The organism is Xanthomonas sp. F10 (assembly GCF_014206815.1).
In the GTDB taxonomy this organism is placed as follows: Bacteria; Pseudomonadota; Gammaproteobacteria; order Xanthomonadales; family Xanthomonadaceae; genus Xanthomonas_A; species Xanthomonas_A indica.
Map to the genome: position 1 here is coordinate 779,550 of NZ_JACHNP010000001.1, position 23,076 is coordinate 802,625.

22 protein-coding genes and 1 tRNA gene are annotated in these 23,076 nt (G+C 70.8%); 10 read left to right on the top strand and 13 right to left on the bottom strand.

Going from position 1 to position 23,076, the window contains the following annotated elements:
- Positions 1 to 20: 20 nt before the first annotated feature.
- Positions 21 to 848, bottom strand: a complete 828-nt coding sequence (locus tag FHR56_RS03480) for a DUF6689 family protein (RefSeq protein ID WP_237473055.1) — start codon at positions 846 to 848, stop codon at positions 21 to 23.
- Positions 849 to 1,088: 240 nt separating this feature from the next.
- Between FHR56_RS03480 and FHR56_RS03485 the strand changes: the two genes are divergently transcribed.
- Positions 1,089 to 2,492 (top strand): S8 family serine peptidase, encoded by a 1,404-nt coding sequence (locus tag FHR56_RS03485; RefSeq protein WP_160945958.1) that lies wholly within the window; start codon positions 1,089 to 1,091, stop codon positions 2,490 to 2,492.
- A 78-nt stretch (positions 2,493 to 2,570) separates the two neighbouring features.
- Here FHR56_RS03485 and FHR56_RS03490 read toward each other — a convergent pair whose 3' ends face one another.
- From FHR56_RS03490 to FHR56_RS03515, 6 genes are all read right to left on the bottom strand, one after another.
- Positions 2,571 to 2,981 (bottom strand): hypothetical protein, encoded by a 411-nt coding sequence (locus FHR56_RS03490; RefSeq protein ID WP_160945959.1) that lies wholly within the window; start codon positions 2,979 to 2,981, stop codon positions 2,571 to 2,573.
- Positions 2,982 to 3,033: 52 nt separating this feature from the next.
- Entirely contained in the window at positions 3,034 to 4,032 is a 999-nt protein-coding gene (locus FHR56_RS03495) for an HlyD family secretion protein (RefSeq protein WP_160945960.1), read from the bottom strand.
- Positions 4,033 to 4,040: 8 nt separating this feature from the next.
- On the bottom strand, positions 4,041 to 4,247 hold the full coding sequence (locus FHR56_RS03500; RefSeq protein ID WP_017916033.1) for a DUF1656 domain-containing protein: 207 nt from the start codon (positions 4,245 to 4,247) through the stop codon (positions 4,041 to 4,043).
- Positions 4,231 to 6,405 (bottom strand): FUSC family protein, encoded by a 2,175-nt coding sequence (locus FHR56_RS03505; RefSeq protein WP_160945961.1) that lies wholly within the window; start codon positions 6,403 to 6,405, stop codon positions 4,231 to 4,233. The genes FHR56_RS03500 and FHR56_RS03505 overlap by 17 nt, the downstream gene beginning before the upstream one ends.
- Positions 6,402 to 6,899 (bottom strand): MarR family transcriptional regulator, encoded by a 498-nt coding sequence (locus FHR56_RS03510; protein WP_019797268.1) that lies wholly within the window; start codon positions 6,897 to 6,899, stop codon positions 6,402 to 6,404. Before FHR56_RS03510 ends, FHR56_RS03505 begins: the two co-directional genes overlap by 4 nt.
- A 271-nt stretch (positions 6,900 to 7,170) precedes the next feature.
- Positions 7,171 to 7,647 carry an LEA type 2 family protein gene (locus FHR56_RS03515; RefSeq protein WP_160945962.1) on the bottom strand — a complete coding sequence of 159 codons (477 nt, stop codon included), beginning with the start codon at positions 7,645 to 7,647 and terminating at the stop codon, positions 7,171 to 7,173.
- 602 nt (positions 7,648 to 8,249) lie between these two features.
- On the opposite strand from FHR56_RS03515, the gene FHR56_RS03520 reads away from it, so the two are divergent.
- The 3 genes from FHR56_RS03520 (at position 8,250) to FHR56_RS03530 (ending at position 9,556) form a co-directional block, all read left to right on the top strand.
- Positions 8,250 to 8,325, top strand: a tRNA-Phe gene (locus FHR56_RS03520).
- A 346-nt stretch (positions 8,326 to 8,671) separates the two neighbouring features.
- The gene (locus FHR56_RS03525; RefSeq protein WP_160945963.1) at positions 8,672 to 8,914 is read left to right on the top strand and encodes a hypothetical protein; all 243 of its coding nucleotides are present in this window, start codon (positions 8,672 to 8,674) and stop codon (positions 8,912 to 8,914) included.
- A gap of 96 nt (positions 8,915 to 9,010) precedes the next feature.
- Entirely contained in the window at positions 9,011 to 9,556 is a 546-nt protein-coding gene (locus FHR56_RS03530; RefSeq protein WP_160945964.1) for a lipocalin family protein, read from the top strand.
- Positions 9,557 to 9,811: 255 nt separating this feature from the next.
- Here FHR56_RS03530 and FHR56_RS03535 read toward each other — a convergent pair whose 3' ends face one another.
- From FHR56_RS03535 to queG, 3 genes are read right to left on the bottom strand one after another with little or no spacing between them, the layout of a single operon-like run.
- A complete protein-coding gene (locus FHR56_RS03535) occupies positions 9,812 to 10,198 on the bottom strand; it encodes a hypothetical protein (RefSeq protein ID WP_160945965.1) in 387 nt (128 codons plus the stop codon).
- 28 nt (positions 10,199 to 10,226) lie between these two features.
- Positions 10,227 to 11,567, bottom strand: coding sequence for an exodeoxyribonuclease VII large subunit (gene xseA, locus FHR56_RS03540; RefSeq protein ID WP_160945966.1), 1,341 nt, complete (start codon positions 11,565 to 11,567; stop codon positions 10,227 to 10,229).
- 26 nt (positions 11,568 to 11,593) lie between these two features.
- Positions 11,594 to 12,721 carry a tRNA epoxyqueuosine(34) reductase QueG gene (queG, locus tag FHR56_RS03545; RefSeq protein WP_160945967.1) on the bottom strand — a complete coding sequence of 376 codons (1,128 nt, stop codon included), beginning with the start codon at positions 12,719 to 12,721 and terminating at the stop codon, positions 11,594 to 11,596.
- A 23-nt stretch (positions 12,722 to 12,744) separates the two neighbouring features.
- On the opposite strand from queG, the gene FHR56_RS03550 reads away from it, so the two are divergent.
- From FHR56_RS03550 to FHR56_RS03575, 6 genes are all read left to right on the top strand, one after another.
- A complete protein-coding gene (locus tag FHR56_RS03550; protein ID WP_160945968.1) occupies positions 12,745 to 14,232 on the top strand; it encodes an NAD(P)H-hydrate dehydratase in 1,488 nt (495 codons plus the stop codon).
- The gene (gene tsaE / locus FHR56_RS03555; RefSeq protein ID WP_160945969.1) at positions 14,229 to 14,711 is read left to right on the top strand and encodes a tRNA (adenosine(37)-N6)-threonylcarbamoyltransferase complex ATPase subunit type 1 TsaE; all 483 of its coding nucleotides are present in this window, start codon (positions 14,229 to 14,231) and stop codon (positions 14,709 to 14,711) included. Before FHR56_RS03550 ends, tsaE begins: the two co-directional genes overlap by 4 nt.
- A gap of 80 nt (positions 14,712 to 14,791) precedes the next feature.
- Entirely contained in the window at positions 14,792 to 16,372 is a 1,581-nt protein-coding gene (locus tag FHR56_RS03560; RefSeq protein WP_160945970.1) for an N-acetylmuramoyl-L-alanine amidase, read from the top strand.
- A 134-nt stretch (positions 16,373 to 16,506) separates the two neighbouring features.
- Positions 16,507 to 18,387, top strand: coding sequence for a DNA mismatch repair endonuclease MutL (mutL, locus tag FHR56_RS03565; protein WP_160945971.1), 1,881 nt, complete (start codon positions 16,507 to 16,509; stop codon positions 18,385 to 18,387).
- Positions 18,387 to 19,316: a DUF1684 domain-containing protein gene (locus FHR56_RS03570; protein WP_160946061.1), complete on the top strand. Its 930-nt coding sequence runs from the start codon at positions 18,387 to 18,389 to the stop codon at positions 19,314 to 19,316. Before mutL ends, FHR56_RS03570 begins: the two co-directional genes overlap by 1 nt.
- A gap of 13 nt (positions 19,317 to 19,329) precedes the next feature.
- Positions 19,330 to 20,310: a TraB/GumN family protein gene (locus tag FHR56_RS03575; protein WP_160945972.1), complete on the top strand. Its 981-nt coding sequence runs from the start codon at positions 19,330 to 19,332 to the stop codon at positions 20,308 to 20,310.
- A 308-nt stretch (positions 20,311 to 20,618) separates the two neighbouring features.
- Here the strand turns inward: FHR56_RS03575 and phaR are convergent, their stop codons facing one another.
- The 3 genes from phaR to gluQRS form a co-directional block, all read right to left on the bottom strand.
- Positions 20,619 to 21,131, bottom strand: a complete 513-nt coding sequence (phaR, locus tag FHR56_RS03580; RefSeq protein ID WP_019797456.1) for a polyhydroxyalkanoate synthesis repressor PhaR — start codon at positions 21,129 to 21,131, stop codon at positions 20,619 to 20,621.
- 207 nt (positions 21,132 to 21,338) lie between these two features.
- Positions 21,339 to 22,079, bottom strand: coding sequence for a beta-ketoacyl-ACP reductase (locus FHR56_RS03585; RefSeq protein WP_160945973.1), 741 nt, complete (start codon positions 22,077 to 22,079; stop codon positions 21,339 to 21,341).
- A 61-nt stretch (positions 22,080 to 22,140) separates the two neighbouring features.
- Positions 22,141 to 23,067 (bottom strand): tRNA glutamyl-Q(34) synthetase GluQRS, encoded by a 927-nt coding sequence (gluQRS, locus tag FHR56_RS03590; protein ID WP_160945974.1) that lies wholly within the window; start codon positions 23,065 to 23,067, stop codon positions 22,141 to 22,143.
- Between the last annotated feature and the right edge of the window lie 9 nt (positions 23,068 to 23,076).

Below are 23,076 nucleotides of genomic sequence, written 5' to 3' on the forward strand. Positions count from 1 at the left end.
CGTGACCAATCCTGCAGCGCTCAAGGCGCGTAGAGGCGTTGGTAGTCGATGGAGAAGCGCAGCGTGGCCGCGCCGGCCAGCAGTTCGCCGGCGGGGTTGCCTTCGCTCATGCCGGCGTTCCAGGTCTGCGCGATGCCCTGGCCGGCACGCGCCGACACCTGCTCGCGGAATCCGTCCAGCGCCATCGTGGCGGCGCTGTAGTCGGCGTTGGCCAGCGCGCTCTGCACGCTGTTCAACATGGTCGCCAGCGGCGTCGCCTCGCTGGCGGGCAACTGCGCCACCAGCGCCTGCAGGCGGCTCAGCTTGGCGGCCACCACGGTAGCGGTCGGGCGCAGGTCGTGGATCACGATGAACTGCGAGAAGCCACCGGTGGTGCCGCGGGCGCGGACGCTGCCGGGCGCGATCTCATCGGTGATGTCGCGGAACTCGCCGCCTACCGGAGACTTGAACAGACGCAGCGTGCTGTCGGCGGTGTAGGCCAGCGCGTGCGTGTGCAGTTCCACATGCACCACGCGGCGGAACGTCAGGCCGCCGCTCGGCGGCGGCGTCACCGTGATCAGCAGCGGCAACTGCGATGGCACCTGGCCGGCTCGCGTGCCGGGCAGCCGCGGCAGCAAGGCAGTGACCTGGGCCGGGGTCAGCAGTTCCGCGCTCAGACCCAGGCTGCCCGGGTTGAGGTCGCTGGCGCTGTCGAATTCCAGCGTGACCTCGGCCAGCGGATGCGGACCGGCACCGATCGCCGCCGTCGCCACATTGCCGCTCACGTCCACCTGCACCGGCAGCGCTTGCGCGGCGAGCCCGCCGGACGCGGCCACGGTGCAGAACAGCAGGCAAACCCTTGCGAACATCATGTGCATCTGAAACCCCCTGTTGCATGTGCCGGCACCGCGCACCGCACCCGCGTTCCGCCCGCGACGCGGCGAGGCAGCGGCCTACGTCCCGATCATACCGCTCCGTACGGGCGATGCACGCCGCCCTGAGTGTTTCCACCCACGTCCGCTAGGGGCGATCCCGGATAGGCGCCACCGTGCCGCCGCGGCAGGCTGCAGTCACCCGCCCGTCCCGGGCCCACTCACCGGAGATTCCAGATGCCCATCCGTCGTCCCGCACTCGCCATCGGCATTTGCGCCGTTCTTGCCAGCGGCGTCTTCGCCGGCGGCAAGGCCGAAGCCGCCGCGCATCTGGACAGCCTGCTCGAGTCCAAGCTGGCCAGCACGCCGCTGACCGACGAACTGCAAATCGTCATCACCTACAAGCAATCCAGGCCGGTGTCGGCGGCGCAGCTGACCGTGTTGCACGACCTGGGCATCACCCGCGGCGTCAGCATGCAGACCCTGCCGATCGCCGGCGCGCTGGCCACGCCCGAAGAGATCCTGGCGCTGGCCGGGCGCGACGACGTCGCCTCGATCTACTACAACGCGCCGCTACGCTACTTCAACCAGGACGCGCGCCAGGCGACCGGGGTCGACCGCGCGCAGAGCAACCCGGGCGATTTCGGCCGCACCGTGCCGTACACCGGCCGCGGCGTCGGCGTGCTGATCAACGACTCGGGCATCGACGCCACGCATCGCGACCTGGCCTACGGCGACCGGGTGGTGCAGAACGTGCTGGCCAACACCAACCTGCACAATCTGGATTCGATGCTGCCGGTCACCTATCTGGAAGGCGTGCCGAATACCGACGCCGGCTCCGGTCACGGCACCCACTGCGCCGGCACGGTCGGCGGCAACGGCGCGCAGTCCGGCGGCAAGTACCGCGGCGTGGCCACCGGCGCCAGCCTGGTCGGCTACGGTTCCAGCGGCGTGCTGCTGATCCTGGACGCGGTCGGCGGCCTGGACTATGCGGCCTCGCACCAGAACAGCTTCAAGGATCCGATCCGCGTCGTCAGCAACTCCTGGGGCAGCTCCGGCAAGTTCGACCCGGCCGACCCGGTCAACGTGGCCACCTACGAGCTGTACAAGCGCGGCATCGTCAGCGTGTTCGCCGCCGGCAACGACGGTCCCAAGGAGGATACCCACAATCCGTACGCGCAGGCGCCGTGGGTGATCTCCGTCGCCGCCGGCAACGTCGACGGCACGCTGGCGGACTTCTCCTCGCGCGGCAAGGCCGGCGAGCGCGATACCTTCACCACCGCCGATGGCAAGAGCTGGACCCATATCAACGAGCCCAGCATCACCGCGCCGGGCGTGGACATCATCTCCACCCGTGCCTCCACCGGCCTGTTGCCGCCGCTGGCCGCGCAGACCGACGCCAAGCTGATCGCCCCGGCGCAACTGCCGTTCTACACCACCATGAGCGGCACCTCGATGGCCACGCCGCATGTAGCGGGTGTGGTGGCGCTGGTGCTGGAGGCCAATCCGAACCTGACCCCGGACCAGGTCAAGGACCTGATCGAGCGCACCGCCACGCCGATGGCGGGACGTGCGTCCTGGGAAGTGGGCGCGGGCTATCTCAACGCCTACTCGGCGCTGCGCGAGGCCAGCAAGAAGTGACCCGCGCGGGCGGACGCCCACGTCCGCCCGAGACGCCGCAGGCGCAGTCGACACGCGGTGTCGGCGCTTGCGATGCACTCAGGACGCGGTCGTTCTACTACGCAGTGAAGCGCCATCGAGCTGACCGACGTCGTTGATGTTTTCGCGTTTGCTTTCGATCACGCTCTCGCCGTTCGACAGCGTGGCCGGCAGCCTCCGCGACCCCCGTGCCGGGACGTGCGGGGTTCCACCGCTTCCCGGAATGGCGTCCGGAAAGCGGATGGGCCCCGCACGTCCCGCATTTTGTTTCGACGGCATGGCGCGCCGAAAGCATCGCGCCGGCACGCCGCTGCCGGATCCCGTCTTCTCGCTAGCGATGTCCGCCGCCTGGAACACGTTCTGTTCCGCTCCGGGCGCGATGCCGTTGGAATGGGATGACGCGCCACGGCTGCGCCACAGGCGTACCGGGAACGCCCGTCGCGGCTGATCCCCAAAAAGAACAAACGCCACTCCTATGCATGAGCCTTTCTCATGATCAGAGAGGCCTCGCGCAGGTGTCGCATCACTCCCGCCGCGGATGCACGCTGACCGTGGCGGTCATGCCGGCCGCGAGCAGGGTGCCCTGCGGCACGCTGGCCGGATCGATGCGGATGCGCACCGGCACGCGCTGCGCCAGGCGGATCCAGTTGAAGGTGGGGCTGACGTCGGCCAGCAGCGAGGTGCCGGTGGGGTTGTCGCTGTCGGCGATGCCGCGCGCAATGCCCTCGACCTGGCCGTGCAGCATCAGTCCGCCGCTCATCAGGCGGATGTCGGCGCGGTCGCCGACGTGCACCCGCGGCAGCTTGGTTTCTTCGAAGTAGCCGTAGACCCACATCGCGTCGTCGCGCACCAGCGCCAGGCGCGCGCCGCCGGCCTGGGCGTAGTCGCCGACGCGCACCTCCAGGTTGGTGATGTAGCCGTCGGCGGTGGCGCGGACCTGGGTGCGCTGCAGATCCAGTTCTGCCAGATCGAGCGCGGCCTGTGCCTGTTCCACCGACGCCACCGCCTGCGCCTGCGCCGCAGTGGCCTGGCCGCGCAGCGCCGCGCTGCGATGCACGTCGGCCTGCGCCGAACGCGCGGTGGCTTCGGCGTCCGAGCGCGCCTCGGCGGAGATCACCGCGGCGGCGCGTGCACGCCGTTCGGCCTGGGCGCGGCGCATCTGGAATTCGGCCTCGCTGGCCGCCTGGGTGGCCGCCGCCGCCGACAGGCTGGCCCCGGCGGCGCGTGCCTGCGCCTGCGCGACCGCAAGGTTGGCGCGGGCCTTTTCCAGGGCCAGTTCATAGCGCTTGCGGTCCACGCTGAACAACAGGTCGCCGCGCTTGACGTGCTGGTTGTCGCGCACCGCCACCGCATCGACCAGCCCGGAGACGTCCGGCGCGATGCGCACCACTTCCGCGCGGACGCGACCGTCGCGGGTCCAGGGCGAGAGCATGTAATGGCGCCACAGCGCATGCGCCAGCAGGGCGGCGACCAGCACCACGATGGCGGTCAGGGCGAAACGGATCAGGGCAGGGGTCTTCATGGCGGGACTCACGGAAGAAGGAGCAGGCCGAGTGCGGCGAACGCGCCCACGTAGATGGCCAGACGGAATAGAGAGGGGTGCCAGGCGTAGCGGTACAGGCCGGCGCGACCGGCGACCGCGTCCAGTGCCCAGGCGACCAGCAGCAGGGCCAGCCCCAGCACCAGCAGGCCAGGCACGTACACCCCGGCGATCGAGAGTTCAGCGGGCAGCAGCATCGTCGGCTCCTGGCGTGGCGGTGGTCGGCGCCGGCGTGTCGGCCAGCGCGGCGAGAACAGAATCGGCGTCGAGCAGTGCGCCGCGCAGCAACAACAGGTGCTCGCGGGTGGGCTTCCAGCGCAGCGGTACCGCGCCCTCCACCTGGCTGGCGGCCAACGCTGCCTCCACCCGCTGCAGAGCCTGGCGGTGCCGCTGCGGGCCGGGATCCAGATACAGGTCGGCCAGCGCCTGCACCGCGGCGTCCACCGCGGCGGCCAGCGCCGGCGGCAGCGTGCCTTCGGCGGCATCGCGGCGCAGTTCGACCAGGGTGCGCCCGGTTTCGTGCACCGACAGCGCCCAGCCGAGCAGGTCGCGCAGTTCGTCGCTGCCGGGCGGGGTGTGCGCGACGATCTGCTGGAACAGGTCGCGGTTGACGCTCTCCAGGCGCAGCGCCAGCCCCGGCAGCGGCGCACGCGCCGCCAGTGTGGTCTGCCGCCGCAGCCGCTCGAGCAGGCGCCGGCGCTGCCAGCGCGTGCCGATCACCGGCGGCACGAATACGAATGTCGCGCTCACCGCCAGCGTGCCCAGCAGCAACGGCACCACGCTGTTGAAGGTGGCCGCGGCGTTGAAGCTGGGGGTCGGCTGGACCGCCAGGATCGAGATGAAGGCCAGGTTGGCGCCGGTGGCGAAGCCGTACAGCGCGGGTTTCGAGGCCAGATACAGGGTCAAGAGCAGGAACGGCAAGGTGCCCGCGACGAACAGGCCATAGCCGTCCATCTGCGGCAGCACCAGCAACTGGCAGATCACGCCCAGCACGATGCCGAACACGAACCCGTTGAACAGCGAGCGCGCGGCAGCCGGCGCATTGGCGCTGGACGACAGGATCGCGCTCAGTGCCACCGCCTGGAACACTGCAGTGGCGCCGCTGATCCAGCCGGCCTGGATCCACAGCCAGCACATCGTCGCCACCAGCAGCGCGCTACGCAGCGCGGTCAGTGCGGCGGCGGCGTAGTCGTTGCCGCGCACGAACACCGCGGTGTCGCCGCTGCCGTCCTGCGGCGTGCGCCACTGCTGCGGCGCGACCAGGGTCGCCTCGGTGGCGACGTAGTCATGCAGGTCGGTGAAGAAGCGTCGCAGCAGCGAGACGCCGGTGTCGAACGCCTCATGTTGCCGGACGGCCAGCGGTGCGCGCGCCTCGGCGGCACGCGTCGCCAGTGCATCGCGGCATGCGGCCAGCTTGCGAGCCGTCGCGGCGGCACCCTCGCGCCCGCCACGGTCGCTGAGCGCGGCCTTCAGCGGCCGGTACAGGCCGATCAACGCTTCGGCCACGTCCGCACTGCCGCTGCGCAGCAGCCGGTTGATGTAGTGATGCAGCGCCTGAAAACTGGTCGACACCGCCATGAAGCGCTGGTTGAGCAGGCGCAGGCGGCCGCTGCGTACCCGCGCTTCCGGATCCTCGAACACCACGGAACTGCGCAGATCCTCGATGGTCACCGCGTCACGCACGAAACGCAGGTGCGCCTGCTCCATCGCTTCGCGCGGCAGTTGGCCGCCGGTGGCGTCGCGGACGAAATCCAGGAAGCCGTCTGAAGCGCGGCGCACGGTGTCGCGCAGGGTCTGGCGCAGCCGGCTGGGAAACACCACGTCGCTGACGATGCCGGTCACCAGCAGGCCCAGCACCACTTCGGTCACCCGCGCCACCACCAGATTGAACACGTTCTGCGGCTGGTTCACCGCCGGCAGCGCGATCAGCGCCACCGTATAGCCGGACAGCACGAAGGCATAGGCCTTGAAGTTGCGGTACAGCAGGGCGCCGCCGGTGCACGCGCCGATCCACAGCGACAGCACCAGCACGAACAGCACCGGCTCCTGCGGGAACAGCGCCACCATCGTCAGCGCGGCGACGCTGCCGATCAGCGTGCCCAGTATCCGGTAGAAGCCCTTCGCGAAGACCATGCCGGTCTGCCGGTGCATCACCACCACCACGGTGATCATCGCGGTCATCGGCGAGGCCAGGTCCAGGCGCAGTGCGATCCAGCCGGCCAGATAGATCGACAGCAAGGTGCGCAGCACGAACAGCCAGGCGTCGCCTTCGCCGCGCAGGGCGTCGGCCAGCAGGGTGCGCAGGCCCGGCGCGGCTTCGGCAGCGGCGGCAGCGTTGGGCTGCGGCGCGCTCATGCCGCGTCCTCGACGCCGCGCAGCAAGGCCTTCAGCAGCGTCTGCAACTGCGCCATCGCCGCCGGATCCAGATGCTGGACATAGGCGTCCAGTTGGGCGCACAGGGCGGGGATCAGCGCTTCGATCAGGCGCTCGCCCGCGTCGGTCAGGCGCAGCAGCAGCATGCGCCGGTCCGCGGCGCTCGGCATGCGCTGGATCAGCCCCTTGTCGACCAACTGCGTGGTGAGCCGGGTGATGTTGGCCGACTTCTCGCCGGCCGCGTCGCTGAGCTGGGACGGGTTCAAGGTCCCGTCCGGGCTGGCGTCGATCATCATCAAGACGTTGTATTCGGCGTAGCTCAGGCCGTAGGGCCGCAGCAGGTCGTTGCTCTGGTCCAGGCTCACCTTGTGCAGCAACTTGATCAGCCGCAGCAGCAGCGCCGCTTCGCGCGGAAAGGGCGGATGCTTGCGCGCGGTCACGTCCAGGCGCTGCTCGGTAGAGGCGAAACGGCTCATGACCGACTCGGGTTCTTGTACATATGTAGATAATACATTTATGTACTAATTTTGCGGTAATGCCGGCTGAACGTGGCTTGGGTAGGTCAGATAGGAAAACGCGCACGGGCGTGCGGCGCGAGGGTGTGCCTAGCGTGCCGAGGCGCAGGTCGAGGAGGTGCCTGTGTCCGGTGAAGCACAGGTCGACGCGCAGGCGTGGCCTGCGCTCGGACGCCGGGGCGGCGCGCTCAAGACGTCCGGAGTGAGGTGGCGCCTCAGCGCCACCGCAGCGTCAGCGCAGCACGCCGTCCAGGCCCGGTGCGGGCGAGAGCATGTTGCGGGTGTCGATGTCGAAGCTGCGCTGCTTCTTGTCTTCCGGCGTCGCGGCGATGCTGCCCTTGAGGGTGTACTCCAGGCTGCGGCGGCCGGCCAGCGCGTCGGCCACGGCCATGCGCGCGCTCGAGCTGGGCCGCAGCGCGACGCTCACCACATCCGCCGTCTCCGGCCCGATCGAGATCGCGGGAGCGGCCTGCAGGCTGCCGGCGGCTTCGCCGCCGACGCCCAGATCCAGGCGCAGGGTGTCGTAGCGCATCGGGATGCTGCTGTAGTTCTGCAGGCGCAGTTCCACCTTCCAGCTGCCGTCCATGTTGACCGTCAGCTGTTGCACGCTGGCGGCCGGGTCGGACACGCGCCGCACCATCCCGTCGCCGCAGGCGGCGAGCAGCGCAGTGCACAACACGAGCAAGCCGAGGCGGAGCGGGTGACGCATGAGCGGAATCCACGGAAGGAAGACCGGCGAAGACTACACCACCCCCTTGTCCGCCGTGGCAGGCCGAGGACATGGCATTCGCACGGGCGGCTGCCGCGCCGGGGCTGATGGGGCTGTTGGGCAGGCGTTTGCCGCACGCAAGCCGCAGGCGGCGCTGGCCAGCGATCCCGGCGGGTGGCGGCGTCGTGGCGCAATGGGGGGGGGAGCCGCTGTCCATGCTTCGGGTCATGCCGCGCGCCCGCCACCGGCGTGACGTTCGCCGCGATGGCTAGCGGCGCCGTCTGCCGATCGTCCGATTCCCCGCAGCCTGCGAGCGCGCCGGTTCGTTCGCACCCTGATGCTTGCGCGGTCCATCTTTCGACGTGACAGGTCGGTGCCCGGGCGGTGTCCACGGCGATCCGGCCGGCGGCCATCACCAAGGCGTCCCTGCCGTACGCCGGCCGGATGCCGCGGACGCATCCAGCATTGCGTTGCCGCGGGTCGGGCGCCGTCGGTGCAGGCCGCGGCGGTCGGTAGGAAAATTCTGCAACATTGCGCTTGCCCAATCCCGATCGCCTCGCTATGATGCGCGTCCTCGCACCGGTCCTGCCGCGTTGCGCAGTGGCCGAGTAGCTCAGTTGGTAGAGCAGGGGATTGAAAATCCCCGTGTCGGCGGTTCGATTCCGTCCTCGGCCACCATCTTTATCAAGGCTCTACAGCGATGTAGGGCCTTTCTTTTTTCCGACTTGCACCAGTTTTTGAACCACGCGCGTGGCGGCTCGGCGTGTCGGGTTCGCACGCATGTGCCCTGGGTCGTGCCGACCTCTCGCGCTATGCAGACTTCCGCATGCGTGCCCAGGGTTTGACGGCCGCCCCGACCGGTTGCGCGTGAAGAACGTGTGTCCAAGATTGTAGACAAATGCGTCCGTGTCACGGTTTTTCGAGATATTCCGCTCAATCGAAGGCGTTGCCTGTCGTAATCATAGGCATGGGCAATCGGGGGCACCGGCCAATGACCAGCGGATTCGGACGGAAATGCGGCGGCATGGCGCTGCTGTGGGCCATGGCTGGCGCCGCGATGGCGGCCCCCGACCAGGGAGAGCATGCGGGCGAACAAGGCGGTTCCGGCGCCGAGGCGCCTTACATTGAACACGTCGGCTCCGAGTGCGTGATGGTCAACACCTACCTGCAGCGACGCGACGGCGTGGTCGAGCGCGTCGTGCTGCGCGAGCCGGTGCAATGCGCCGGCCAGCCAGACCAGCGCTCCATGGCCGACCTGCGCAACTGACCGGCCACGCCATCGCCGCCGGCGTTCGGCGCCGCGCTTTACATCGCTGCGCAGCTCCTGCATAAGCTGCTGCTTCCCGTCCATCGGAACCTGCGCATGCGTCTTTCGCCGATCGCGCTGCTGTTGCTGGCGTGCCTGTTGTGTCTCGCATCGCCGCTGCGCGCCGCGCAGCCGGTGAGCTCGGTTGCCGAGTTCGATCTGGGCCGCTATGCCGGGCAATGGCATGAGATTGCGCACCTGCCGGTGTCCTTCCAGAAGAAATGCGTCGGCGACGTCACTGCGGCCTACGTGCTGCGCGACGACGGCCAGATCGGCGTGCGCAATGCTTGCCGCACTGCCAGCGGCGACCTGCTGGCGGCCGAGGGCGTGGCGCGGCGCGTGGAGGGCCATCCCGGGCGGCTGCAGGTGCGCTTCGCGCCGGACTGGCTGGGCTGGGTGCCGTTTGTATGGGCCGATTACTGGGTGATCGCGCTGGATCCGGACTATCAATGGGCGCTGATCGGCGAACCGGGGCGCAAATACCTGTGGGTGCTGTCGCGCTCGCCACGCATGCAGCGCAGCGTGTTCGAAGCGATCAAGGCCAAGGCGGTGGCGATGGGCTACGACCTCGACCCGCTGCTGGTGGTCGCGCCGCTGGATTGAGTGCAGCGCCGCCGCGTGGTGCCTGACGTGCAGGCGGTGCCGCTTGGGCGGTAGCAGGTGCTGACGAACACATGTTCGTAGGGTGATCCCGCACGCGGCGCGGCAACTCGGGCGAGCGAACAGGGGCTGCCTCTCCCCGGGCGACACGCGGTGTCCTGGAGCCACGCGTTGGGGCCTGTTTGGCAACAGCAGTGCGCATGCCACCGCAGCGCCGGACGGGCCATTGCCTGCGCCCCGCGCTACGGCTGCCGCTTGTCAGCCGGGAAACGCCGCCAGCGCCGCCGCCAGCAATGCCGCGCTGTCGCCGTCGCGCAGGGTCTGCAGCGCGCTGCGACCATCGGCGAGGCGCACCTCCCGCAGCCACTGCGACAGCGTCCCCAGGTCGCTGCCGCAGCCGTTCCAGGCCACGCAGATGGTTTCGCCGACATTGTGCAGGTCGGTATTGCTCAAGTACGCCAGGGTGCCGTCGTGCGCCAGCCAGGCGAGCGCGCGCTGCGCGTCCTCCGGGGCGCCGTAGGCGGCGCCGTCGATCAGCGACAGCAGATCGCTGCTGTCGGCGCGGCGCTCGGCCCGGCGCCGTTCGGCGCGGCGCATGCCCTGCAGGATCGCCTTGATCCTGTCTTCGTGGAGGCTGTCGGTCATGGGGGCGAGGACGGTGGGCGTGGAGGGATCACTCTGCGCGCTCGGCACGCAGTTGCAGTTCGCCGTCGGCCAGGCGCGCGCGCAGCCGATCGCCGGGCGCGACCTGCGCCGCCGAGCGCACCACGCTGCCGTCGTCGGCGCGGGTCAGGATGCTGTAGCCGCGCGCCACGGTGGCCAACGGGCTGACCGTCTCCAGGGCGCGCGCCAATGCGCGCAGGCGCTGCGCATCGGCCTGCAGCTGCCGCGCCATCGCCGCCTGCGGGCGGCGGCCCAGCGCCAGCAGGCGCACGCGCAGCATCGCCAGCCGACGCTGCGGTTGCGAGGCGCGCAGCACTGCGGCGGCATGGCGCAACTGGGCGTGGCGGCGTTCCTGCTGCTGCCGCCACACCGTCGCCAGCCGGCGCCCGATGTCGTGCTGGCGGCGTTGCAGCAGGTGCAGGCGCGCTTGCGGACTCTGCGCCTGCAGGCGCAGCAGGGCGCGGTCGGCGCGTTGCTGCGCTTGTCGCAGCCGGTGCTGCTGCCAGCGCAGCAGTGCGGCGTGCTGGGCACCCAGGCGCGCGCCGAGATCGCGCTGGTCGGGCACCAGCAATTCGGCGGCGACCGATGGGGTGGGCGCACGCAGGTCGGCGGCGAAATCGGCCAGGGTCACGTCGGTTTCGTGGCCGACAGCCGACACCACCGGGGTGATCGCCGCGGCGATGGTGCGTGCCAGGTGTTCGTCGTTGAACGCCCACAGGTCCTCCAGCGAGCCGCCGCCGCGGGTCAGCAGGATCGCGTCGTAGCGGCCGCTGGCATCGGCCTGGCGCAGCAGGGCGGCGATCTGCGCCGCGGCGCTGTCGCCCTGGACCAGGCTCGGCAGGATGTCCACCTGCAGCAGCGGCATGCGCCGGCCCAGCACGCTCAGCACGTCGCGCACGGCGGCGCCGCTGGGCGAGGTGATGACCGCCAGGCGGCGCACGAAGCCGGGCAGGGCGCGTTTGCGTTCGTTGGCGAACAGGCCTTCGGCGGCGAGCCGCGCCTTGAGGTCCTCGAACGCGCGGCGCAGCGCGCCTTCGCCGGCTTCCTCCAGATGGTCCAGCACCAGTTGGTAGTCGCCGCGCGCCTCGTACAGGGTCAGGCGCCCGCGCGCCAGCACCCGCAGGCCTTCGCGCGGCACGAACCGCAGCCACTGGCTCTTGGGCTTGAACATCGCGCAGCGCACCTGCGCGCGCGCGTCCTTCAAGGTGAAGTACAGGTGGCCGGACGAGGGCCGGGTGACGTTGCCCAGTTCGCCCTCCACCCAGGCCAGCGGGAACGTGCTCTCCAGCAGGTCGCGGGCCAGCGTGTTGAGCTGGCTGGGGCTGAGGATCTGGTCGGCGCGATCGGGCATGCGGGCAGTGCAGGGCGTACGGGCGCCTATCCTCGCACGTCCGCTTTCGGCGCTGGTGATGCCGGCGCCGCCGCCCCACGGGTCGGCGCCTGCGCATGTTGCGCCAGCGCCCACTGCACGTGCTCGCGCACCAGCGGCGAGGAGTGCTGCGCGCGCGCACCGAGCGCGGCCAGCACCTGCGGGGTGGTCGGCGCATTGCCCAGCGCCACCGCCAGATTGCGCAGCCAGCGTTCATGGCCGCTGCGGCGGATCGCGCTGCCTTCGGTACGGCGCAGGAACTCGTCTTCCTCCCAGGCGAACAGCTGCGCCAGCGTGGCCTTGTCCAGGTCGTTGCGCGCGCGGAAGTCGGGCTCGTCGCTGCGCTTGGCGAACTTGTTCCAGGGGCAGATCAGCTGGCAGTCGTCGCAGCCGAAGATGCGGTTGCCGATCGCCGGGCGCAGGTCTTCCGGAATCGCGCCGTCGTGCTCGATGGTCAGGTAGGCGATGCAGCGGCGCGCATCCAGCCGGTACGGCGCGACGATCGCCTGGGTCGGGCAGACGTCGATGCAGCGCGTGCAAGTGCCGCAGTGCGCGCTGGCCGGCGGGTCGATCGGCAGCGGCAGATCGACGTAGATCTCGCCGAGGAAGAACCAGGAGCCGCCGTTGCGGTCGATCAGGCAGGTGTGCTTGCCGATCCAGCCCAGGCCGGCGTCGCGCGCCAGGGCGCGTTCGAGCACCGGCGCCGAATCGACGAACACGCGGTGGCCGAACGGGCCGATCTCGTCCTGGATGCGCTCGGCCAGTTTCTGCAGGCGGTTGCGCATCAGCTTGTGGTAGTCGCGGCCCAGTGCGTAGCGCGCGACGTAGGCGCGCTCGCCGTCGCGCAGCGTGTCCCAGGCCGCGTCGTCGTCGTTGCGGCCATAGTCCAGGCCCACCGAGATCACCCGCAGCGTGCCCGGAATCAGCTCCGCCGGGCGCGAACGCTTATCGCCGTGCTGGGCCATCCAGTGCATCGTGCCGTACAGGCCCTGTTGCAGCCAGTCGCGCAGATGCGCCTCGTCCTGCTGCAGCTCGATCCCGGCGATGCCGCAACGCTGGAAGCCGAACGTCCGCGCCAGCACGCGGATGCGCGCGGCGGCGGCGTGGGGGTCGGCGATGTCGAGACGGGCGGACATCGCGCAAGTATAGAATCCCGTGCATGTACGACTGCTTCGATCTCTACGCCACCGCGGCCGCGCGCCGCATCGATGCGCAGGCCACCGCGCTGCTCGGCGGCGACGGCTACACGCTGATGCAGCGCGCCGGCCAGGCCGCGTGGCAGACGCTGTTGCAGCGCTGGCCGCAGGCGCAGCGCATCCTGGTGGCCTGCGGCAGCGGCAACAACGGTGGCGATGGCTACGTGCTGGCGCGGCTGGCGCATCGCGCCGGGCGCCAGGTGCGGGTGCTGCAGTTGCCGGGGCGCGGGCCGCAATCGCCGCTGGCGCAGCGCGCCTGCACCGACTACATCGGTGTCGGCGGGCGTATCGAGGAGTTCGACGCGGCATTGGCGCCGGCCGACGTGGTGGTGGATGCGCTGCTCGGCATCGGGCTCAATCGCGCGCCGGATGCCGAGCTGGCGGCGTTGCTCGGTGCTCTGGGCGGGCTCGATGCGCCGGTGCTGGCGCTGGATGTGCCCAGCGGCGTGGATGCCGAGACCGGCAGCGTGCCCGGCGCGGTGTTGTCGGCGACGCTGACGTTGCAGTTCATCGTCGCCCACGCCGGCTTGCATACCGGTCCGGCCCTGAACCATGTCGGCGAGCGCGCGCTGGCGACCCTGGAGGTGCCTGCCGCCGCGTTCGCCGATTGCGCGCCGCGTGCGCAGGCCTGGACCGGCGGCGCCCTGCGCAGCCGTCTGGCGCCGCGTCGGCAGGACAGCCACAAGGGCGATTCCGGCCATGTGCTGTGCGTCGGCGGCAATCTCGGCAGCGGTGGTGCGGTGATGCTCAGCGCCGAGTCGGCCCTGCGCAGCGGCGCCGGCCTGGTCAGCGTGGCGACCCGCAGCCAGCACGTGGCGCCGCTGCTGGCGCGCTGCCCGGAGGCGATGGCGCATGCGGTCGACGATGCGACGGCGCTGGCGCCGTTGCTGCGCAAGGCCAGCGTCGTCGCGCTCGGTCCCGGGCTCGGCCAGGACGCCTGGGCACAGGCGCTATGGCAAGCGGTGCTGGCCGACGAAGCCCGTGCGCTGGTGCTGGACGCCGATGCATTGAACCTGCTCGCGCAGGCGCCGCGACCGGTCCCGCAGGCGGTGCTGACGCCACATCCGGGCGAGGCCGGGCGCCTGCTCGGCCTCGCGACCGCCGAGGTGCAGCGCGATCGCTTTGCGGCCGCCGCGGCATTGGCCGAGCGCTACCAGGCCGCGGTGGTGCTGAAGGGAGCCGGCAGCCTGGTCGCCGCGCCTGGGCAAACGCCGCGGGTGATCGCCGCTGGCAATCCCGGCATGGCGGTCGGCGGCATGGGCGATCTGTTGACCGGGGTGGTCGCCGCGCTGCGCGCACAAGGCCTGCCGGCGTTCGAGGCGGCCAGCGTCGGCGCCCTGCTGCATGCCGGTGCCGGCGACCACGCGGCCGCCGCGGGCCAGCGCGGGCTGCTGCCCACCGATCTGTTGCCGGCGCTGCGGCGCCTGTCCAATCCGGAATCCACCCCATGAGCCTCACCTTGTTCCTGCCCGACAGCGAGGCCACCGAACGCCTCGGCCGCGCGTTGGCCGCCACCCGCCCGGCGCAGGCCTCGGTGCATCTGCACGGGGATCTGGGCGCCGGCAAATCGACCCTGGCGCGGGCGCTGCTGCGCGCGCTCGGCGTGCAGGGCGCGATCCGCAGCCCCACCTACACCCTGGTCGAGCGCTACCCGGTGGCCGATGGCGAGGCCTGGCACCTGGATCTGTACCGCATCGGCGCGGCCGGCGAACTGGATTTCCTGGGGCTGGACGAGGGCGGGGCCACGCTGTGGCTGGTGGAATGGCCCGAGCGCGGCGGCGACGTGCTGGCCCCTGCCGATCTGGACGTGCGGCTGGCGGTGCGTGGCGAGGGGCGCAGCGTGGCCCTGCAGGCGCGTACCGACGCGGGTGCCGCCTGGCTGGCGAGGGTGGCCGAACAGGCCGACTTGCAGGGACTTTTTGCCGGCTGACGCTAGAAAGTGAAGGCAGGTTATGGATTATTAAGGGAAAACCGCTTGCCTTTGGCTCCCGGCGATGTTTGAATCGCGTTATGCGCCCGGGGACCCGTTTTTTCGCCAGTTTCGCCGCTGCCGCAGGCTGGTGCCTGGCGGCGCAGACGGCGTTCGCCGGGCAGGTGCAGTCGGTCTCGCTCGATAACGGTGCCACCGGCACCCGCGCCGAGATCCGCCTGCAGGGCAGTGGCGGCTTCAGCACGCTGTCGCTGGCCAATCCCAACCGTCTGGTTGTGGATCTTCCCGATTCCTCCGCCGCCAAGGGCCTGAAGCTGCCGGCCGGCGGCGGTGTGGTGAGCGCGGTGCGTACCGGGCATCCGGTGCCGGGTACCTTGCGCATCGTGTTCGATCTGAGCAGTTCGGTGGTGGCGTTCAAGCCGCAGATGCAGACCGTCGGCGGCAGTTCGGTGCTGGTGATCGAGTGGCCGGGCGAGGCGCCAGCGGGCAGGGCGGTGGCTGGCGAGGCGCCGGCAGCCGCGACCCCGGTGCCTCAGGCCGCGCCCGTCCCCGCGCCAAAGCCGGCGGTGGATGCGCGGGCCGAAGCGGCGCGCGCGACCGCGGCGCTGACCTCGTCGGTGGTGCAGCGTGCCAGCCAACCCGCGCCGGCCCCGGTGCCGCCGCCCGTGACGAGCACGCCCGCGCCGACCGTGGTGGCGTCCGCGCCGAGCGCTGTCGCGGTGGTGCCCGGCCGTCCCGCGCCTGGCGTCGTGCCGCCGCCGGCCCCCACGGCAGTCGCGCCGCCGGCGAATGAGCCCTCCGAGCGGGACGATGCGGACGACGACGCAGCGGTGGCCGCGGCCGCCGAGGCGCGCCCGGTGATGCCGAGCGCGGCGTCGCGGGTGAAGATGGCGCCGGGCATGCGTCCGCTGATCGTGGCCATCGATCCCGGCCACGGCGGCCAGGATCCGGGCGCCAGCGGCCCGACCGGCAAGCACGAGAAGGACGTGACCCTGGCGATCGGCCGCGAACTGGCGCGCCAGATCAATGCCACGCCGGGCATGAAGGCCTACATGACCCGCACCACGGACGTGTTCATTCCCTTGCCGATGCGTGCGCAGAAGGCGCGTGCGGCCAAGGCCGACATCTTCATCTCGATCCACGCCGACGCCGCCGAGAACCGCAGCGCGACCGGTTCCTCGGTGTACGTGCTGTCGACCAAGGGCGCGTCGTCGCAACGCGCGCGCTGGCTGGCGGACAAGGAAAACGCCGCCGACCTGATCGGTGGCGTGCGCCTGCAGAAGACCGACAGCACCCTGGCCAACGTGTTGCTGGACCTGGCCCAGAGCGGCCACATGAAGGCCTCCGAAGACGCGGCCGGGCATGTGCTCGGCGGGCTGAAGCGGATCGGCAACAACCACAAGCCCGAGATCGAGCGCGCCAACTTCGCGGTGCTGCGCACCTCGGACATGCCGGCGATGCTGGTCGAGACCGCCTTCATCTCCAACCCGGACGAAGAACGCCGGCTGACCGATCCGGCCTACCAGCGCCGCATCGCCGGCGCCGTGCTCGATGGCGTCAGCACCTTCTTTACCCGGCAGCCGCCGCCGGGCACGCTGTTCGCCGCGCGCGCGCAGGCCGAGGCGGAAGCGGCCAGCACCGTGGCCGGCGGGAGCCGCTGAGGCGCTATCATTCACGGCTGATCCTCGATGACGGCGTCCGCGCCGCAAGCCGTGCCGATGTCCTTTCCCTGCTGTCGTTTTCGTCCCGTCGCCAAGACCGCTGCGCGCCCGCGCGTGCTGAGCGCGACGACAGCATGAGCATCCGTCAGCTGCCCGAGATCCTGATCAATCAGATCGCCGCCGGCGAAGTCGTCGAGCGTCCGGCCTCGGTGGTCAAGGAACTGGTGGAGAACGCGCTGGACGCGGGCGCGCACCGCGTCGACATCGACCTGGAAGAGGGCGGCGTGCGCCTGATCCGCATCCGCGACGACGGCGGCGGCATTGCGCCGGAGGAACTGCCACTGGCGGTGTCGCGGCATGCGACCAGCAAGATCGCCTCGCTGGACGACCTGGAATCGGTGGGGACGCTGGGTTTTCGCGGCGAGGCGCTGCCGTCGATCGCTTCGGTCAGCCGCTTCACCCTGGCCTCGCGCCGTGCCGGCGACGAACACGGCGCCGCCCTGCAGGTCGACGGCGGCAAGGTCGGCGAGGTGCAGCCGCGGGCGTTGCCGCAGGGCACGCTGGTCGAGGTACGCGAGCTGTTCTACAACGTGCCGGCGCGGCGCAAGTTCCTGCGCGCCGAGCGCACCGAACTGGGCCACATCGAGGAGTGGCTGCGTTCGCTGGCGCTGGCGCGGCCGGACGTGGAGCTGCGCGTCTCGCACAACGGCAAGCCGTCGCGGCGCTACAAGCCCGGCGATCTGTATTCGGATGCGCGCCTGGGCGAGACCCTGGGCGAGGACTTCGCAAAGCAGGCGTTGCGGGTGGACCACAGTGGCGCCGGCCTGCGCCTGCATGGCTGGATCGCACAGCCGCATTACTCGCGTGCCAGTGCCGACCAGCAGTACCTCTACGTCAATGGCCGCTCGGTACGCGATCGCAGCGTCGCCCATGCGGTGAAGATGGCCTACGGCGACGTGCTGTTCCATGGCCGCCAGCCGGCCTATGTGCTGTTCCTGGAGCTGGAACCCGCGCGGGTCGATGTCAACGTGCATCCGGCCAAGCACGAGGTGCGCTTTCGCGACGCACGGCTGATCCACGATTTCGTCTACCGCACGCTGCAGGATGCGCTGGCGCAGACCCGCGCCGGCAGCCTGCCCGGCACGCTCGGCGCTGACGCGGCGGCAGCCGTGCCGGCCGCGGGCACCGCTGGCTGGGCGCCCACAGGCATGCCGAGTGGCGGCGGTGGCGCGAGCGGCGGCGCGCCGGGCTATGGCTACGGCGCGCAGTGGCGTCCGGCGCAATCGCCGCTGGGCTTGCGCGTGGAAGAAGCGCCGGCCGCGTATGCGGCGCTGTACGCGCCTGCCGCGGAGGCGGGAAGCGCCGCCGGCCTGCCGCGGCAGACCCAGGACCCGGCCGGCGGCCTGCCGCCGACCGCCGCCGACAGCGGCGTGCCGCCGCTCGGCTACGCCATCGCGCAGTTGCACGGCATCTACATCCTGGCCGAGAACGCCGACGGCCTGATCGTGGTCGACATGCACGCCGCGCACGAACGCATCGGCTACGAGCGCTTGAAGACCGCACACGACGGCATCGGCCTGCACGCGCAGCCGCTGCTGGTGCCGATCACCCTGGCGGTCGGCGAGCGCGATGCCGATACCGCCGAACGCGAGGCGGAGACGCTGGCCGCGCTCGGCTTCGAGGTCACCCGCAGTGGGCCGCAATCGCTGCACGTGCGCAGCATTCCGGCCTTGCTGGCACAGGCCGAGCCCGAGGCCTTGCTGCGCGACGTGCTCACCGACCTGCGCGAACATGGCCACAGCGGCCGCGTCGCCGGCGCGCGCGACGCGCTGCTGTCGACCATGGCCTGCCACGGCGCGGTACGCGCCAACCGCCGCCTCACCGTGCCGGAAATGAACGCCTTGCTGCGCGACATGGAAGCCACCGAGCGCTCCGGACAATGCAATCATGGGCGTCCGACCTGGGCGCGGTTCACCCTGGGCGAGATCGATCGTTGGTTCTTGCGGGGGCGATGATGGACAAGCGGGTGTGGACGACGGCGCTGTTGGCGGCGCTGGTCGCCTTGAGTGGGTGCGGCAAGCAGGCGCCGGCGCCGGCCGCGCCGAAGGCGATGGACGCGCAGTTCGTGTCTGAAGAACAGGCCTGGCGCGCGCAGCGCCAGCGCGAGCTGCAAGCGCCGGACGGCTGGACCAGCCTGGTCGGCCTGCACTGGCTGGAATTGAAAGACCACTACATCGGCAGCGGCCCGGACAGTGGTATCCGCCTGGCGGTGGGGCCGGCGCGGATGGCGCTGGTGTCGCAAGTGCAACGCGCGGTGTACCTGACCCCGGAGCGTGGCGCCGGCCTCAGCGTCGCCGGTGCGCCGGTGCAGGGGCGGATTCGTCTGTACAGCGACCACGATCCGCAGCCGACGGTGGTCGACTTCGACGACGGCAAGGGCAAACTCAGCCTGATCGAGCGCGGCGGCCGCTACGCGCTGCGGGTCAAGCACGCCGATGCGCCGACCCGGCTCAGTTTCACTGGCGTGCCGTACTGGCCGCTGGCCGAATCCTGGCGGGTGTATGGGCGCTTCGTACCCAATCCGCCGGGCACGACCCTGCCCATCGTCGACATCATCGGCGTCACCACGCCGTCGCCCAATCCCGGCGCGCTGGAATTCGAGCGCGGCGGCAAGCGCTACCGCCTGCAGGCGATCGGCGAACCCGGCCAGCCGCTGTTCGTGGTGTTCGCCGACCGCACCAGCGGCCACGGCAGCTACCCGGCCGGGCGCTTCCTGGACGTGGACCCACCCGCGACCGATGGCAGCGTGGTGCTGGATTTCAACCGTGCCTACGACCCGCCATGCGCGTTCACCCCATTTGCCACCTGCCCGCTGCCGCCGCCGGAGAACCGCCTCGACCTGGCGGTGGACGCCGGCGAGAAGGCCTACGCCGCCGCCCATTGAACCGAGGATGCCGATGACCCCATTCCCGCGCCCGTTGCGCCGCCTGCTGCTGGGGCTGTCGTTGTGCCTGGCGCTGCCGGCACTGGCCCGCACGCCGCCGCCGGTGGCCGCGACGCCTGTCGCACCCGCCGCCGCTGCGCCAGCCGTGGCGCCGCCCACGCCGTTGTTGTGGAAGGTCAGCGGCCCGCGCGGCACGCTGTACCTGCTGGGCTCGTTCCACATGCTCAAGGCGGAGGACTATCCGCTGGCGCGCGAGGTCGATACGGCCTATGCGGCGTCGCCGCGGTTGCTGTTCGAACTGGCGCCGAAGGACGTGGACGCGCCGCAACTGGGCGCGCAGATGCTGCAGGCCGCGCAGCGCCACGACGGCAAGCGGCTGCAGGACGACCTGGACCCGGCGACGTGGGAGCGGCTGCGCCGCTACGCCGCCGGCCACGGCCTGCCGCTGGCGCAGATGAGCGGCTTCGAACCATGGTTCGTCGGCCTCAGCATCAGCATCGCCGACATGAAGGCGCAGGGCCTGCAGGCCGATGCCGGGCTGGACCGCCACTTCATGACCCTGGCCCTGCAGGACGGCAAGACCGCCGAGGGCCTGGAGACCGCGCAGGCGCAGATCGACCTGCTCGACGGCATGGACCCGGTGGAGCAGAAGCAGATGCTGATCGAGGCGCTGGGCGACGCCGAGCAGGGCGCGGCGCAGACCCTGCGCCTGCACGATGCCTGGCGCCGCGGCGACGAACGCCAGCTGTGGCAGGAGATCGGCGCGCAGATGAAGCGCGACTACCCGCGGCTGTACCAGCGCATCGACGTGGAGCGCAACCAGGCCTGGCTGCCGCGCCTGGAGCAGCGCCTGAAGGACGGCGGCGGCGACACCCTGGTGGTGGTCGGGGCGCTGCACCTGCTGGGGCCGGACGGCGTGGTCGACGGCCTGCGCGCGCGTGGCTACAAGGTCGAGCGGATCTGCGCGAGCTGCAAGCCGGCGAGGTCGCGCTGAGTCAAACGCGCGTCCCACGCCTATCAGCGTGCGGCCGTACCTTCGTCCGCCCCTGCGGGGCACCTTCTCCCGATGGGAGAAGGGAGAGCAAGCCCCTCTCCCACCGGGAGAGGGGTTGGGGTGAGGGTAGGGCGCGAAGCGTCCCGCCGAATCGAATCCGCTAGGCTCCGCCCGACCCTCATCCGCCCCTGCGGGGCACCTTCTCCCGATGGGAGAAGGGAGAGCACGCCCCTCTCCCACCGGGAGAGGGGTTGGGGTGAGGGTAGGGCGCGAAGCGCTCCGCTGAACCCCGCCCCTGCTCGCAGACCTCAGCGAGGGCGCGACTTCGGGGCGGCGCCGGCCGGCGGTTCGCCGGGCTTGCTGGTGCCGGCGGTCGGGCGGCCGAAGCCGGCGCCGAGGTTGCGCTGGAACTCCTGCCACAGTTCCAGATTCCGCTCGGTGAGCTGGTTCATCATGGTCCACGGGGTCTGCCCCAGCAGATTGCCCATCTGCTGGCGGAACTGCTGCTGCTGGTCGAGGAACACCTGCATGCTTCGCTCCAGGTAGTTGCCCATGAAGCCCTGCAGCGAGTCGCCGTAGAAGCGGATGATCTGGCTCAGCAACTGCGTGGACAGCATCGGTTCGCCGTCCTGTTCCTGGTCGGCGATGATCTGCAGCAGCACGGCGCGGCTAAGGTCTTCGCCAGTCTTGGCGTCGCGGACTTCGAATTCCTCGCCGTCGATGATCAGCTGGCGGACGTCTTCGATGGTGATGTAACTGGAGATCTCGGTGTCGTAGAGGCGGCGATTGGGATACTTCTTGATGATGCGAATCTCAGCCATGAAGCGGTCGCTCTGTGACGGTAGACGCGCAGCATGGCGCAGCGCAGCAGGGCTTGCAACCGCCGTTCCTGCCTGAACACGCGGGTGCAGCATAAAAATCATGCTGCGCAGCATTTGCAGCCAGCGAGGGCCGCGCCCCTGCGCTGGCTGCAGATGGACGGTAGCGTTACCTCGCGCCCAGGACCGCCGGCTGACCGGTTCAGCCGCTCACCACCCCATGTGGTGGCCGCCGTTGATGTCCAGGTTCGAGCCGGTGATCCATGCCGCTTCCTCGGCGACCAGGAAGGCCACCGCGTAGGCGATCTCCTCCGGCTTGCCGAGGCGCCCGGTGGGAATGTCGGCGGCGATCTTGGCGCGGACTTCCTCCGGCACCGCCATCACCATGTCGGTGGCGACGTAGCCCGGCGAGACCGTGTTGACGGTGATGCCGTAGCTGGCGTTCTCGCGTGCCAGCGAAATGGTGAAGCCGTGCATGCCGGCCTTGGCCGCGGCGTAGTTGGCCTGGCCGTACTGGCCCTTGAGGCCGTTGATCGAACTGATCTGGATGACCCGGCCCCAGCGCTGCTGGCGCATGCCCTCGATCACCGGGCGGGTGACGTTGAACACCGAGTTGAGGTTGGTGTTGATGACCTCGTGCCATTGCTCGGCGGTCATCTTGTGGAAGGTGGTGTCGCGGGTGATGCCGGCGTTGTTGACCAGGATCTCGACCGGGCCGAGCTGGCGTTCGACCTCGCGGACCAGGGCCTGCGCATGTTCGGGCGAGGCGACGTCGCCGGGAACGATGGCCACGTCATGGCCGCGCTCGCGCATGCGTTGCTGCCAGGCCAGGGCCTTGGCCTGGTCGCGGTAGTTGCTGGCCACACGGTGGCCCTGCGCGGCCAGCCGCTCGCAGATCGCGGTTCCGATGCCGCCGGTGCCGCCGGTGACCAGCGCAACGCGTGATGTCATGGATGTCGCTCCGGATGAAGAAAAGGAAAGTGGGGGCCGCACCGCGGCCGAGGGTCCGATTCTAGTCAGCCTCAGTGTCGCTGGGGATAGCGGCCGCCACCTGCGCCGCATCGTCCACCCCTCGGTCCTGCACGGACAGGCGCGCCGGGTCGAAGGCGCGCAGCGCCGCGGCCAACAGCGCCGGCACCGAACCGGCGCCCGCCAACGCCGCCGGCGGCTGGCCCAGCGTCGCCCAGGCCAGGCGCAGCGCCGGCAGCGGGTCGGCATCGTCCAGCGGCAGCGCCGCGTGCGATTTCGACAGCTTGCGGCCGTCGGCGCCGAGCAGCAGCGGCAGGTGCAGGTAGCGCGGCGTCGGCAGGCCCAGTGCGCGCTGCAGCAGGATCTGCCGCGGTGTGGAGTCGAGCAGGTCGGCGCCGCGCACCACGTCGGTGACGCCTTGCGCGGCATCGTCGACCACCACCGCCAACTGGTAGGCCCAGCAGCCGTCGGCGCGCAGCAGCACCACATCGCCGACCTCGGCATGGACGTCCTGGGTCAGCCGGCCGCGCAGGGCGTCGTCGAAGGTGACCACGCTGGCCGCGCCGGGCGGCACGCGCAGGCGGATGGCCGGCTGCGCGCGCGGCGCGCTGGCGACGCAGGCATGGTGCACGCCGCCTTGCGCCGCCAGGTCGCTGCGGCTGCAACTGCAGGGGAAGGCGAGGCCGGCCTGCAGCAGTCGCTGCGCCGCGTCGCGGTACACCGGGTCGCGCTCGCTCTGCCGCAGCACCGGCCCGTCGGCCTCCAGGCCGCAGGCGCGCAGGCTGGCCAGTTGCCGCGCGGCGGCGCCGGGCACGCTGCGCGGGCGGTCCACGTCCTCGATGCGCAGCAGCCATTCGCCACCGGCGTGACGCGCGAGCAGCCAGCTGCCGAAGGCGGCGAGCAGGGATCCCAGGTGCAGCGGGCCGGTGGGCGAGGGCGCAAAGCGGCCGCGGTAGGGGGGTGGAGACATGGACAAGCT